This window comes from Geothrix rubra (genome assembly GCF_030268065.1).
Classification (GTDB): Bacteria; Acidobacteriota; Holophagae; order Holophagales; family Holophagaceae; genus Geothrix; species Geothrix rubra.
In genome coordinates, this window is record NZ_BSDD01000003.1 from 87,703 (window position 1) to 101,652 (window position 13,950).

The window sequence follows — 13,950 nt, forward strand, 5'->3', positions numbered from 1 at the left end:
CGCCCTCAGACGCCCGCGGCCTTCAGGGTCAGCACGAACTTCTGGATGCCGGCCAGGAGCATCTCGATGGCCATGGCGGTGAGCACGAGGCCCATCAGGCGTTCGAAGGCCATGGTCACCTGCTCGCCCAGGAAATCCGCGATCCTCTCGGCAAAGCCGAGCACCACCGCGGAGACGGCCATGGCCACCGCGAGCGCGCCGATCCACTCCCAGACCCGTCCCGGTTCGCGGGAGACCAGGAGCAGCACGGTGGCGATGGCCGAGGGCCCGGCGATGAAGGGGATGGCCAGGGGCACCAGGAAGGGCTCGCCGTGCACCCGGTGGCCGGAGGCGCCCTCCGGGTGCGGGAAGATCATCTTCAGGGCGATGAGGAAGAGGATCACGCCCCCGGCGATGCCCATGGAGGTGTCCGTGAGGTGCATGAGCGCCAGCACCCGGCGGCCGAAGAGCATGAAGAAGAGCAGGATGGCGGAGGCGAAGAGGACTTCCCGCACGATGATCCGCTGCCGCCGGGCGGGATCCACCTGGCGCAGCAGGCCGATGAACATGGGGATGTTGCCCAGGGGGTCCGTGACCAGGACCAGCAGCACGACGGCGGAGATGAAGGAGGAGGCTTCCACGGGCTAGGCCCGTCCCCGGAGCTTCATCGCCCACCAGCGCAGCCCCACGAAGAGGAAGCGCCAGTCCTTGAAGAACTCCGGGGGCTTGCCCTCCGCGGCGTGCCCGGCGAACTGGAGGATCCAGCCCGCCACGAAGACGCCGAGCCCCGCCTTCCAGAGCCCGGGCACGACGAGGGAAAGGAGGAGCAGGAGGATCCCCAGGGTCACCGTGGGGATGCCCACCGTATGGCAGGCCCGGTTCACCGGATGCCGGTGGCTCTGGGCGTACTCGGCGATCCAGTCCGCCATGGGCCGTCCGCCGAGCGCCATCGTCACCTCAGGTCCAGGTCGAAGGGCAGGCGGGCGTAGACGCCCTGGGGATCGTTCAGGGAGGAGAGCAGCTCCACCTGACGCTTGAGGTCGCCCACCAGCACGTCCACCGGACCGACCTTGGCCAGCTTCCGCGGCTTGCCCTGGATGAGGTTCCGGACCAGCTGCTTGAAGGCGTCGGGTTCCTCTTCGGGCCCGGCCACGTAGTAGTCGTCCCCGACATTGGCCTTCTTCGCGGCGTACTTCACGGCGGCATCCAGCCCCCCGATCTCGTCCACCAGGCCCAGCTTCAGGGCTTCCTGGCCAGACCACACGCGGCCCTGGGCGATCTCCTGGACGGCCTCCTTCTTCATCTTCCGGCTGTCGGCCACCTTGGTGATGAACTGGTCGTAGATGTGGTCCACGATCCCCTGGATGCGGGCCAGCTCGAAGTCGGTCTTGGGACGGGTGAGGGTCATCGGGTTGGCCAGCTTGGCGGTCTGGACGCTGTCCCAGGTGATGCCGTGGTCGTTGGCCAGCTGCTTCACGTTGGGGAGCATGCCGAACACGCCGATGGAGCCGGTGATGGTGCCGGGCTCGGCGAAGATGCGGTCGCCGTAGGTGCTGATCCAGTAGCCGCCGGAGGCGGCCAGGTGGCCCATGGAGACCACGACCGGCTTCACCTTCCGGGTGAGGATCACTTCGCGCTGGATCAGCTCGGAGGCCGCGGCGCTGCCCCCGGGGCTGTTCACGCGCAGCACCACCGCCTTGACCTTGTCGTCCAGGCGCAGGCGGCGGAGCTCGCGGCTGAGGCTGTCCCCACCGATCTGGTTGGCCCTGCCCTCGCCGTCCACGATCTCGCCCTCGGCCACCAGCACCGCGATGCGGTTGTGGCCCCGCTTCTCGGCCCCGGGGATCTCCGCGTAGGTGGCCAAGGCGATCTGGGGGAAGTCCCGGTCCTTGGGCTTCCTGCCCACGAGCGCCTTCAGCGCGTCCAGCACCTCGTCGTAGGGGGCGATCTTGTCCACGAGGCCCGCCTGCTTGGCCTCCTGCGCCTCGAGGACGCCCTTCTCGTCCGCCAGGGCCTGGAGGGCCTCGGGGGAGACCTTCCGGTCCTTCGCCACGCTGCCCTTCCAGTCGCCCCAGAGATCGTCCAGGAGCTTCTGCACCTGCTCGCGGTTGGGGTCGCTCATCTTGTCGAGGATGAAGGGCTCCACGGCGCTCTTGTACTTGCCCACCCGGGTGACCTGCACCTCCACGCCGTACTTCTTGAAGGCCTCGCCGAAGAACATGGGCTCGCTGGCGAAGCCGTTGACCTCCACGCTGCCGAAGGGGTTCACGTAGACCGTGCTGGCGCCGGCCGCCAGGTAGTATTCCCGCTTGCCCCAGCCCAGGTCGTAGGCGATGACGGGCTTCTTCGCCTTGAACCGCTGGATCGCCTCCCGCAGCTCCTTGAGCTGGGCCGGTCCGGCGGCCTGGAGGTTGCCCGTGAGGAACAGGCCGGCGATGCGGTCGTCGGAGGCGGCCCGGTCGATGGCGTCGATGGCCGCCGGCAGGGACTGGCTGCGCCCGCCCCCGCCGCTGAGGGCCTGGCTGATCGCCTCACCGGGCTCGGGATCGTGCTGCCCGTCCGTGAGGCTGGTGTCCATGTCGAAGACCAGCACCGCCTTGGAAGGGACCGTGGGCTTGTTCGAGGAACCGATGGCCGCCAGGATGCCGAAGAAGAGGAGGAAGGCCGCGCCCCCGGCCACGATCAGGGCCAGCAGGGCGGCGAAGAAGGTCTTGAAGAAGTCCTTCATGGAAGCTCCAGGGATTGGCTCCAGGATCGCACGAACGGGCCGTCAGCGCCGGGGTCCCAGACGCTCCGCGAGGGACAGGAAGGCCTCCAGGGCCCGGACCGCCTGGGCCCGGGTGCGGGGATCCGAGGGGGCGCCGTCGGCCTCGAGCTGCTGGTCCGCGTGGGGTACCGTGAGCACCTCAGGCAGGGCCAGGGCCCCCATGTTCGCCAGGGTGGCGCGCCAGGCCATCAATCCCCGGGCCCCGCCGAAGGCCCCGGGACTGGCGGCGCAGAGCAGCACCGGCAGGCCGGGCCAGGGGCTCGGCTTCAGGGTGCTCAGCCAGTCCACGGCATTCTTCAGGTGCCCCGGGATGCCGGCGTTGTACTCCGGCGAGACGAGGACGAGCCCCTGGGCCCCCAGGAGGGCCTCCTGGAGGGCGAGGGCCTCTGCCGGCGCCGGCGCCCCTTCGGCATAGAGCGGCATGGCCAGCGCCCGGCCGGAGAAGGCGGCCACCTCGTGGCCCCGCGCGGACGCCTCCCGCGCCAGGTGGCCGAGGAGCCGCCCGTTCAGGGATTCCGGCCGAAGACTGCCGCCCATCAGTGCCAGGTTCATGGTGCCTCCGGTCCCGCTCAGGGGTGGAACAATCTTGACTTGATCGGTAAACTTTTAGCACCCGAGGAGGAGATTGTGTCCAACTATCCCGAGCACATGGTGGCCCCGATGCGGCAGGAACTGGTCGAGCAGGGCTTCCGCCAGCTCATGACACCGGCCCAGGTGGACGAGGCCCTCCAGCAGCCCGGCAGCACCCTGCTCCTGGTCAACAGCGTCTGCGGGTGCGCCGCCGCCGGGGCCCGCCCGGGCGTTATCCAGGCCCTGCGCGGCTACGGCCTTAAGTTCGACCACCTGGTGACGGTCTTCGCCGGCATGGAGAAGGAGGCCACCGCCCAGGCCCGGGAGTACTTCGAGGGCGCCATGCCCACCAGCCCCCAGGCCGCGATCCTCAAGGACGGCCAGCTCGTGCACCTCATGCAGCGCGCGGATTTCCTGGGCCATGACCCCGAGGAGATCGCCGGCCACCTGGCCACCGTCTACCGGCAGACCCTCGCCAGCGCCTGACCCGCCCCTGATCCTGGGACCCTCCCCGGACTCGGGTTAGCCTGGAGCCATGCCGAAACCGCTCGCCCACTTCAAGGTCGTGGACCTCTCCTGCGTGCTCGCAGGCCCCTTCTCCACCCAGCTCCTGGCGGACCTGGGGGCGGAGGTGCAGAAGCTCGAGCCCGTGGCCGGCGATCCCACCCGCGGGTGGGGGCCGCCCTTCGAGCACGGGGAGTCCGGGGAGAGCGCCTACTTCCGCTGCGCCAACCGCGGCAAGCGCAGCCGGGTGGTGGACCTGCACACCGAGGAGGGGAAGGCGCTGCTCTTCGACCTCCTCAAGGACGCGGACGTGCTGGTGGAGAACTTCCGGCAGGACTCCGCCGACCGCCTGGGCCTCACCTGGAAGCGCCTCCACGCCCGGTTCCCGAAACTGGTGGTGGCCTCGGTGCGGGGCTTCGCCTCCGACGTCGCCGCCTCCCGGCGGGCCGGCTACGACTTCATCATCCAGGCCGAGAGCGGGTGGATGGCCATCACCGGCGAGCCCGAGGGCCGGCCCATGAAGGTGGGCGTGGCCCTGGTGGATGTCCTCGCGGGCCTCTACTGCGCCAACGGCATCCAGGCCGCCCTCCTGCACCGGGAACGCACCGGCGAGGCCCTGCACATCGAGGTGCCCCTGATGGAAGCCGCCCTGGCCGGCCTCGTGAACGTGGCCGCCGGGGCGCTCATGACGGGGGAGGCCCCGAAGCGGTACGGCAACGCCCATCCCCAGATCGTCCCCTACCAGTCCTTCCGCTGCCGCGATGGCGAAGTGGCCATCGGCGTGGGCAGCGACCGGCAGTTCGAGGTGCTGGCGCTGTGGCTGGGCCTGGACCTGGAGGCCCGTCCCGAGTGGAAGCGGAACCGCGGCCGCGTGAAGGACCGCGAGGAGGTCGTGGACCTCATCGAGGCCCACACCCAGGCCAGCTCCGTGCACGAGGTGCTGGCCTTCTGCGAGGCCCACGCCATCCCCGCCAGCCGGGTGCGCAGCGTGGACGAAGTCCTCTTCCGCCAGGGCGGCGAGCTGCACAACCTGCTCCAGCCCCTCTTCGAGGAGGAGACCGGCACCATGGTGCCCACCCTGGCCACGCCGCTCCTCCTCAACGGCGAACGGGCCTGCGCACCCCTGCCTCCGCCCCGGTGGAAGCCGTGAGACGCCCCGCCCGCCTCCTGCCCCTGGGCGCCCGCCAGGCGGAGGGCCGGGCCGAGGCCCGGCTTCGGCAGGCCTGGCCCTTCGTGGTGGGGCCCGCCCTGGCCGGGAGCACCCGGCTCCTGCGGGTGGAGCGGAACATCCTGGTCATGGGCTGCTGGGACCTGAGCCGCATCGCCCCCCTGCGCGAAGCCGCCGCCGCCGTCTGGCCCGAGACCCGGGAGCGCATCCGCCGGTCCCTGGGGATCACCCTCATGGGCCTCCAGATCGTCCCCTGCGACCCCCCCGATGCCGGCGCCGCCCCGGCCCCCAGGGACCCGGATCCCCTCCGCGGCGCCCTCCTCCTCCTGGAGCAGCGCCACCGCGAGCGCGCGGCCCGGGGCCTGGAGCCCGAGTGAGGGCTGGACGGCCCGCCCCCCCTTCGGGTACAGTCGAACCTTCGTCGGGGCGTGGCTCAGCCTGGTAGAGCGCTCGGTTCGGGACCGAGAGGTCGGAGGTTCGAATCCTCTCGCCCCGACCAACAAAGCAGGGGGCGCCATGGCGCCCCCTGCTTTGTTGGTCGGAACAACCCGAGAGGATTCGGACCTCCGAGTGGGACCGCCCGAGGCGTGCCTTGATGGCACGCCGAAGCGGGCCCGGCGGCTGGCGCAGCCAGACGCGGTTCGAATCCGGGGCCCCGGTGGGTCGGCGCCAGATACGGGGAACGGCCCCCCTCCGAGTAGGACCGCAGAGGCAGCGCGGGGCGCTGCCGGGAGCGGGACCGGCGGCTGGCTCAGCCAGGCGCGGTTCGAATCCGGGGCCACGGTGGGTCGGCGCCAGATACGGGGAACGGCCCCTCTCCGAGTGGGACCGCGGAGGCAGCGCGGGGCGCTGCCGGGAGCGGGACCGGCGGCTGGCGCAGCCAGGCGCGGTTCGAATCCGGGGCCCCGGTGGGTCGGCGCCAGGTCCGGGGAAAGAATCCCGACCAGCCTGCTCGGGATTTCCTTGCGTCCGGATCTCGAACCGATCGGGGGCCAGAACCATCCGTCCGGAGGTCCCACGTGGGACCATCCCCCCTTCGAGGCTACAATCGAACGTTCCGCCCGCCGGGTGGGGAGCCCCTCGATGACCGACGCCTGCACCATCTTCACCACCTGCGGCAGTGAAGAAACCGCCCTGACGATCGCCGCGGCGCTGGTGGACCAGGCCTACGCGGCCTGCGTGAACATCCTCCCCGGCATCAAGAGCTACTACTACTTCAAGGGCGAGACCCACCTCGACGAGGAGGTCATGCTGGTCATCAAGACCACCCAGGACCTCTTCCCCCAGGTCTCGGAGATCATCACGGACCTACACACCTACGAAGTGCCCGAGATCCTGATGTTCCCGGTGGCCGAAGGCGCCGACCCCTTCCTCGACTGGATCCGCCAGAGCGTCCGCCGCATGGCCTGAGGCCCGTCCCGACTGTCAGCCTGGAGCATTGCCATGGAACAGACCCTGTCCCTCGAGTTCCTCCGCGTGGTGGAACAGGCCGCCATCGCCTGTTCGACCTCTGTCGGCCACGGACGCCGGAAGTACAGCGACCAGCTGGCGGTGGAGGCCATGCGCCACGCCATGGAGACCGTCCGCATGGACGGCACCATCGTCATCGGCGAGGGCGAGCGGGACGAAGCCCCCATGCTCTACATCGGCGAGAAGGTGGGCATGGGCGCCGACCTCGACGGGGACCACCCCGCGGTGGACATCGCCGTGGATCCCCTGGAGGGCACCAACCTCTGCGCGACGGGTGCGCCCAACGCCATCGCCGTGCTGGCGGCCACGGAGAAGGGCGGCCTGCTCCATGCCCCCGACCTCTACATGGAGAAGCTCATCGTCGGCCCAGCGGCAAAGGGCAAGGTGAGCCTCGACGCCCCCGTCCACGAGAACCTCCAGGCCATCGCCAAGTCCCTGGACCGGCAGGTGGAGGAGATCACCGTCACCGTCCTGGATCGTCCCCGCCACGAGCAGCTCATCGCGGACATCCGCAAGGCCGGCGCCCGCATCCAGCTCATCGGCGACGGGGACCTCAGCGCGGCCATCAGCGCCGCCGTGAGCGGCACCGGCATCCACGCGGTCATGGGCACGGGCGGCGCCCCCGAGGGCGTGCTCTCTGCCGCGGCCCTGAAGTGCCTGAACGGCGAGATCCAGGGCCGCCTGAAGGTGGACACCAACACCGCCAGCCGCGAGAAGGCCGAGGAGATGGGCGTGGATTTCGGGCGCATCTACTTCACCGAGGACCTCTGCCCCGGCAACCAGATCGTGTTCGCCGCCTGCGGCGTCACCCACGGGAACCTGCTCCATGGCGTGCTCCACTTCGGCCACGGCGTCCGGACCCAGAGCCTGGTCCTCACCTACCGGGACCGGAAGGTGCACTTCATCGACACCGTCCACATGAAGGAAGGCGAGAAGGTGACGGTGCGCTTCTAGCACCGTGCCCGAATCCCTCCGCACCCGCCTCCTGCGCTGGGGCTTCAACTGGTGGCCCTGCTACCGCGGCACGGGGGCCCGGGTGACCTACATCGCCTCGGACTGGCGGGAGGTGCGCGTCCGCCTGCCCCTCTCCTGGCGCACCCGCAACTATGTGGGCACGATCTTCGGCGGAAGCCTTTACGGGGCCGTGGATCCCTTTTACATGATCATGCTCATGAAGAGCCTGGGGCCGGACTACGTGGTGTGGGACAAGGCCGCCACGGTGCGCTTCCGCCGACCTGGCCGCAGCACCCTCACGGCCACCTTCCGCCTGGACGAGGGCGAGCTGGCCGAGATCCGCGACCTGCTCACGAATCTCCCCAAGGTGGATCGGACCTACACCGTGGAACTCACGGACCGCGACGGGACCGTCCACGCCCTCGTCGAGAAGGTGCTCCACATCGCCCGCCGCCCCGCTCCCGGGCCGGAACCCGCCCCGGGAGACATCCCGGGGACTTCCTGATAGCCTTTACCCCTCATCTTACGAGGTCACCTTCATGGCATCCGCCTTCCGCACCTCCCTCTTCCTCACCCTGGGCTTGACCGCCCTCGGCCTGGTGGCCCAGTCGGGGCCCCACGGCATCGACCCGGCCAACCTCGACACCACGGTGAAGCCCTGCGACGACTTCTACCACTTCGCCAACGGCGGGTGGCTGAAGAGCCATCCGCTGCCCGCGGACAAGGCCATCTACGGCTCCTTCACCGAGGTGAGCGACCACAACCGCGAGATCCTGAAGCAGATCCTCGACGAGACCAGCGCCAAGCGGACCTGGGCCAAGGGCAGCGTCGAGCAGAAGGTGGGCGACTTCTTCGCCGCCGGAATGGACGCCGCCACCATCGAGAAGCGCGGGACGGCGCCCCTGAAGCCCATCCTCGCCGCCATCGACGGCCTGAAGGACTCCAGCCACCTGGCCGTGACCCTGGCGAAGCTCCACAGCGAGGGCCTGCCCGGCGGCTTCGGCTTCTTCGTCATGCAGGATGCCAAGAACAGCACGCGCTACATGGGCGCCCTGAACCAGGGCGGCCTGGGCCTGCCCGACCGCGACTACTACCTGAACGACGACGCCCGCACGAAGGACATCCGCGCCAAGTACGAAGCCCACGTCGCGAAGATGTTCGAGCTGGCCGGTGATCCCGCCGACCTGGCCAAGGTCCGGGCCCGCGTGGTCCTGGACCTGGAGACCCGCATGGCCAAGGCGGCCTGGTCCCGCGTGGAGCTGCGCAACCCGCAGAAGACCTACAACAAGCGCACCCTGGCCCAGCTGGAACAGGAAGCGCCGGGCTTCGACTGGGCGGCCTATTTCAAGGCCCGCGGCGCGAAGATCGACGAGCTGAACGTCCGCCAGCCCTCGTACGCCGCGGCCTTCGCCAAGTTCGCCGCCGAGACCCCCGCCCCCCAGTGGCGCACCTACCTCCGCTGGCATGCCCTCCGCGCCACGGCGGACCTCCTGCCCAAGGCCTTCGAGGAGGAGGACTTCGCCTTCTACGGCAAGGTGCTGAACGGCACGCCGGAGCAGGAGGCCCGCTGGAAGCGCGTGGAGGCCATGGAAGACGGCACGATCGGCGAGGCCCTGGGCCAGCTCTACGTGAAGAAGGCCTTCCCCCCCGAATCCAAGAAGCGGATGCTCGAGCTCGTCGGCAACCTCCGGGCGGCCCTGCACGAGCGGATCCAGAAGCTGGACTGGATGGGCGAGGAGACCAAGCAGCAGGCGCTCAAGAAGCTGGACGCCTTCGGCGTGAAGATCGGCTACCCCGACAAGTGGAAGACCTACCCCTTCGACGTGAAGCGGGACGACTACTTCGGCAACGTCCGCCGCGCCTCGGCCTACCGGGTGAAGGACAACCTCGCGAAGCTGGGCAAGCCCATCGACCGCACCGAGTGGGGGATGACGCCGTCCACCGTCAACGCCTACTACAGCCCCACCATGAACGAGATCGTGTTCCCCGCCGGCATCCTGCAGCCGCCCTTCTTCGACGCCAAGGCGGATGATGCCGTGAACTACGGCGCCATCGGGTGGGTGATCGGCCACGAGATGACCCACGGCTTCGACGACCAGGGCAGCCAGTTCGACGCAGACGGCAACCTCAAGAACTGGTGGACGGACGCAGACCGCAAGGCCTACCAGGCCCGCACCGACCTCGTGGTGAAGCAGTACGACGCCTACGAGCCCCTCAAGGGCGAGCACGTGAACGGCAAGCTCACCCTGGGCGAGAACATCGCCGACCTGGGCGGCATGAAGATCGCCTACGCCGCCTTCAAGCGCAGCCTGCAGGGCAAGCCGGAACCCGCGAAGATCGACGGCTTCACCGCCGAGCAGCGCTTCTTCCTGGGATCCGCCAGCATCTGGCGCAACCACATCCGCGACGCGGCGCTGTCCGTGCGGCTGAAGACCGATCCCCACAGCCCCGGCGTGGAGCGCGTCATCGGCCCCATGAGCGACCTGCCTGAGTTCTTCCAGGCCTGGGGCTGCGCCAACGGCTGCGCCATGGTGCGCGACGAGAAGCTGCGTCCCGCCATCTGGTAGGGCCCGATCGAACCGACCCGCGACGAGCCCGGAGCCCCTGCCCCGGGCTCGTCCCCTTCCCCGGAAGCCCCATGAACCTCTCCAGAACCCTCCTGACCCTGGCCCTGGCCGCGGCGCCCCTGGTCGCTGCGACCCCGACCCCGAAGCCCATCCTCGGGGTGGACCGGGCCTACCTCGACCCTTCGGTCTCTCCCTGCCGGGACTTCTACGCCTACGCCAACGGGACCTTCGACAAGGTGCCCATCCCCGGGGAGTACGCCTCGTACGGGGTGAACCAGGAGATCGACGAGCGCAACGAGGCCATCCTGAAGGCCATTCTCGAGACCGCTGCCCGGACGGGCGGAGCCAAGGGCACCGTCGCCCAGCGGGTGGGGGATTTCTACGCCTCCGGCATGGACGAGGCGGGGATCGAGAAGGCCGGGCTCCAGCCCCTGGCCCCTCTCTTCGCGGCCATCGCAGCCCTCAAGACCCCCGCGGACCTGACCGCCGGGATCGGCCGGCTCCAGATGCTCGGCATCCACGCCGGCTTCGGGTTCGGTGTCCAGGTGGATGACAAGGACAGCTCGGCCATGATCGCCAGCTTCTGGCAGGGCGGCCTCGGGCTGCCCGAGCGCGACTACTACCTGCGCCCCGGGAAGGAGGCCGAGGCCATCCGCCAGGCCTACGTGGCCCACATGGGCCAAATCTTCGAGCTGGCCGGCGACACCCCGGCCCAGGCCCGGACGGAAGCCCAGGCCGTCATGGCCCTGGAGACGAAGCTGGCGCAGGCCTCCCGCACCCTCGTGGCGCTGCGGGATCCCCAGGCCAACTACCACAAGGTGGCGCGTACGGATCTGGCGGCCCTGGCGCCCGGCTTCGACTGGGCCGGGTTCGCGGCGACTGTGGGCCTGCCCGCCTCCCAGGCCCATGTCCTGGTGGGCCAGCCGGAGTTCTACAAGGCCCTGGGCACCCTCCTCGCCTCGGAGCCCGTGGCCACCTGGCAGACCTACCTCCGCTGGAACGTCCTGCGCGCCGCGGCGCCCTACCTCGGCTCGGCCTTCGTGAAGGAGAACTTCGCCTTCTACGGCAGGGCGCTCTCCGGCACCACGGAGCTGAAGCCCCGGTGGAAGCGGGTCCTCTATGCCACCGACCGCGCCCTGGGCGAGGACGTGGGCCAGCTCTACGTGAAGGCCGCCTTCAGCCCCGAGGCCAAGGCCCGGGTGCTGCAGATGGTCGAATTCCACAAGGAGGCCATGCGGGCGCGCATCCTCGCGGCCGACTGGATGGGCGAGGCCACGAAGCAGCAGGCCATCAGGAAGCTCGAGGCCATCCGCGCCAAGGTGGGCTACCCGGACCGCTGGCGGGACTACCGCGGGCTCGAGGTCTCCCGTCTTCCCTACGTCCTGAACGTGCAGGCCGGCGCCGCCTTCGAGTTCCGCCGCCAGATGGCCAAGCTGGGAAAGCCCGTGGACCGCGACGAATGGCACATGACGCCCCAGACCAACAACGCCTACTACGATCCCAGCATGAACGAGATCGTGCTGCCGGCGGGCATCCTGCAGCCGCCCTTCTTCGACGAGAAGGCGGACGACGCCTCCAACTACGGCGCCCTGGCCTCCACCATCGGCCACGAGCTGACCCACGGCTTCGACGACCAGGGCCGCCAGTACGACTGGCAGGGCAACCTCAAGGACTGGTGGACAGAAGCGGACGCCAAGCGCTTCGAAGCCCGCGCGGACCACATCGTGAAGCAGTACGACGCCTTCGAGGTGCTGCCCGGCCTGCACATCAACGGCAAGCAGACCCTCGGCGAGAACATCGCCGACATCGGCGGCCTGCGCGTCTCCTACGAGGCCTTCAAGCTGGCCGCCAGGGGGAAGGACCTGAAGTCCATCGACGGGTTCACGCCGGACCAGCGGTTCTTCATCGCCTTCGCCCAGGGCTGGCGGACCAACCAGCGGCCGGAGGCCCTGCGGCTGGGCGTCACCACCGACGTCCACTCCCCGGTGCGCTGGCGGGTGATCGGCCCCGTGGCCGACTTCCCCGAGTTCCGGAAGGCCTTCGGCTGCGCCGAGGCCCCCGCCGGCCAGGCCCGCACCGCCATCTGGTAGGCCTCCCGGGCATCTGTGACCAAAGGCCGCCCCGGATCCGGGGCGGCCTTTTCTACACTGGATCCAGGCCGCCGGCCCGCCCCCAGGGAGTCCCATGCGCATCCGCCCCCTCGCCCTCCTGGCCATCCTCCTCTCCCTCGGCACGGGTCTGGAGGCCTGCACGAACCTGCTCATCACCAAGGGTGCGAGCAAGGACGGCTCGACCATGATCACCTACGCCGCCGATAGCCACACGCTCTACGGCGAGCTCTACTTCAAGCGCGGGGGCGCCCACCTGCCCTCCGAGATGCGCGACATCGTGGAGTGGGACACGGGCAAGTTCCTCGGCCGCATCCCCGAGGCCCCGGTGACCTATACCCGCGTGGGCAACATGAACGAGCACCAGCTCGCCATCGCCGAGACCACCTTCGGCGGGCGGAAGGAGCTGCAGGTCCCCAGCGGCATCGTGGACTACGGCAGCCTCATCTACATCGGCCTGGAGCGGGCGAAGACGGCCCGGGAGGCCATCGAGGTGATGACGACCCTCGCGGAGACCTACGGCTATGCCTCGGAGGGGGAGAGCTTCTCCATCGCGGATCCGAACGAGGCCTGGATCCTCGAGATGATCGGGAAGGGCAAGGGCCAGAAGGGCGCGCTGTGGGTCGCCTACAAGCTGCCGGACGGCACCATCAGCGCCCACGCCAACCAGTCCCGGATCCGCCAGTTCCCGCTCAATGATCCGAAGAACGCCCTGTACAGCAGAGACCTCATCCCCTTCGCCCGGGAGCACGGGTGGTTCAAGGGCGAGGACAAGGACTTCAGCTTCGCGGACACCTACGCCCCCCTCACCTTCGGCGCCCTCCGCTTCTGCGAGGCCCGGGTCTGGAGCCTCTTCCGCCGCGCCGCCCCGAGCCAGGATCTTCCCATCGACTACGTGAAGGCCGTGAAGGGCGCCAAGCCCCTGCCCCTCTGCATCAAGCCCGACCACAAGCTGGACGTGCGGGATGCCATGGAGCTCATGCGCGACCACTTCGAGGGCACCGAATTCGACATGACGAAGGACGTGGGCGCCGGCCCCTTCGCCTCGCCCTACCGCTGGCGGCCCATGACCTGGAAGCTCGACGGGCAGGAGTACCTGCACGAGCGGGCCATCAGCACCCAGCAGACGGGGTTCTCCTTCGTGGCCCAGTCCCGCGCCTGGCTGCCCGATCCCGTGGGCGGGGTGCTCTGGTTCGGCGTGGACGACACCTACACCACCTGCTACGTGCCCATCTCCTGCGGCGTCCAGGCCCCGCCCCACGCCTTCGCCGAGGGCACCGGGGACTTCAACGCCTTCAGCTGGGACAGCGCCTTCTGGACCTTCAACTTCGTGAGCAACTACACCTACACCCGCTGGCGCGACATGATCCAGGACGTCCAGAAGGTGCAGCGGGAATTCGAAGGGCGCTTCACCGCCGAGCAGGCCGACGTGGACCGCCGAGCCCTCGCCCTCTACAAGGAGGAGCCCGGCCTCGCGAAGGACTTCCTGACGAAGCGGGCCGCGGATGCCACCGCCGAGGTGGTGGCCCGCTGGCAGAAGCTGGGCCAGTTCCTCATCTGGAAGTACCTCGACGGCAATGTGCGGGACGAGAAGGGCAAGGTCACCCATCCCCGCTACCCCGATGCCTGGTACCGCCGCATCGTGAAGGATCACGGGCCGGTCATCGAGATGAAGAAGGTGGAGGGGCTGGCCGCGGACGAGGAGTAGCGGTCCACGCGGAAATCCCGGGCCGTTCGGAGGGGGTCCCGCGTCGCGGGGCCCCCTCCTCCTGCCGGCAGGATCGGGGGAGTTCCGGAGCCCCGATGCGGCCGTTCCTTCTCCTTCCCCTGCTCGCGCCAAGCCTGCTCCCCGTACCTGCCCGG

General features: G+C 69.5%; 13 protein-coding genes and 1 tRNA gene. 10 read left to right on the plus strand and 4 right to left on the minus strand.

Features of this window, described 5'->3' with window-relative positions:
• Positions 1–5: 5 nt before the first annotated feature.
• Genes QSJ33_RS08380 through QSJ33_RS08395 form a run of 4 tightly spaced genes read right to left on the minus strand, consistent with a single transcriptional unit; the run spans position 6 to position 3,298 of the window.
• Positions 6–620 (minus strand): MarC family protein, encoded by a 615-nt coding sequence (locus QSJ33_RS08380; RefSeq protein WP_285724517.1) that lies wholly within the window; start codon positions 618–620, stop codon positions 6–8.
• 3 nt (positions 621–623) lie between these two features.
• Positions 624–929 (minus strand): Mpo1-like protein, encoded by a 306-nt coding sequence (locus QSJ33_RS08385; protein ID WP_285725813.1) that lies wholly within the window; start codon positions 927–929, stop codon positions 624–626.
• A 2-nt stretch (positions 930–931) separates the two neighbouring features.
• The gene (sppA, locus tag QSJ33_RS08390; protein ID WP_285724519.1) at positions 932–2,707 is read right to left on the minus strand and encodes a signal peptide peptidase SppA; all 1,776 of its coding nucleotides are present in this window, start codon (positions 2,705–2,707) and stop codon (positions 932–934) included.
• A 42-nt stretch (positions 2,708–2,749) separates the two neighbouring features.
• Positions 2,750–3,298 (minus strand): NADPH-dependent FMN reductase, encoded by a 549-nt coding sequence (locus QSJ33_RS08395; RefSeq protein WP_285724521.1) that lies wholly within the window; start codon positions 3,296–3,298, stop codon positions 2,750–2,752.
• Between the two features lie 75 nt (positions 3,299–3,373).
• Here QSJ33_RS08395 and QSJ33_RS08400 point away from each other — a divergent pair, with 75 nt between their 5' ends.
• The 10 genes from QSJ33_RS08400 (at position 3,374) to QSJ33_RS08445 (ending at position 13,795) form a co-directional block, all read left to right on the plus strand.
• Positions 3,374–3,802 carry a BrxA/BrxB family bacilliredoxin gene (locus QSJ33_RS08400; RefSeq protein WP_285724523.1) on the plus strand — a complete coding sequence of 143 codons (429 nt, stop codon included), beginning with the start codon at positions 3,374–3,376 and terminating at the stop codon, positions 3,800–3,802.
• Between the two features lie 49 nt (positions 3,803–3,851).
• Positions 3,852–4,970 (plus strand): CaiB/BaiF CoA transferase family protein, encoded by a 1,119-nt coding sequence (locus tag QSJ33_RS08405; protein WP_285724525.1) that lies wholly within the window; start codon positions 3,852–3,854, stop codon positions 4,968–4,970.
• Entirely contained in the window at positions 4,967–5,365 is a 399-nt protein-coding gene (locus QSJ33_RS08410; protein WP_285724527.1) for a DciA family protein, read from the plus strand. The genes QSJ33_RS08405 and QSJ33_RS08410 overlap by 4 nt, the downstream gene beginning before the upstream one ends.
• 45 nt (positions 5,366–5,410) lie before the next feature.
• A tRNA-Pro gene (locus QSJ33_RS08415) sits at positions 5,411–5,487 on the plus strand.
• A gap of 584 nt (positions 5,488–6,071) precedes the next feature.
• Positions 6,072–6,398 (plus strand): divalent-cation tolerance protein CutA, encoded by a 327-nt coding sequence (gene cutA / locus QSJ33_RS08420; protein WP_285724529.1) that lies wholly within the window; start codon positions 6,072–6,074, stop codon positions 6,396–6,398.
• Positions 6,399–6,431: 33 nt separating this feature from the next.
• Entirely contained in the window at positions 6,432–7,412 is a 981-nt protein-coding gene (glpX, locus tag QSJ33_RS08425) for a class II fructose-bisphosphatase (RefSeq protein WP_285724531.1), read from the plus strand.
• Positions 7,413–7,416: 4 nt separating this feature from the next.
• Entirely contained in the window at positions 7,417–7,917 is a 501-nt protein-coding gene (locus QSJ33_RS08430; RefSeq protein WP_285724533.1) for a DUF4442 domain-containing protein, read from the plus strand.
• A gap of 34 nt (positions 7,918–7,951) precedes the next feature.
• The gene (locus QSJ33_RS08435) at positions 7,952–9,979 is read left to right on the plus strand and encodes a M13 family metallopeptidase (RefSeq protein ID WP_285724535.1); all 2,028 of its coding nucleotides are present in this window, start codon (positions 7,952–7,954) and stop codon (positions 9,977–9,979) included.
• 71 nt (positions 9,980–10,050) lie between these two features.
• Positions 10,051–12,069 (plus strand): M13 family metallopeptidase, encoded by a 2,019-nt coding sequence (locus tag QSJ33_RS08440; protein ID WP_285724537.1) that lies wholly within the window; start codon positions 10,051–10,053, stop codon positions 12,067–12,069.
• Positions 12,070–12,163: 94 nt separating this feature from the next.
• Positions 12,164–13,795 (plus strand): dipeptidase, encoded by a 1,632-nt coding sequence (locus tag QSJ33_RS08445; RefSeq protein WP_285724538.1) that lies wholly within the window; start codon positions 12,164–12,166, stop codon positions 13,793–13,795.
• Positions 13,796–13,950 lie beyond the last annotated feature (155 nt).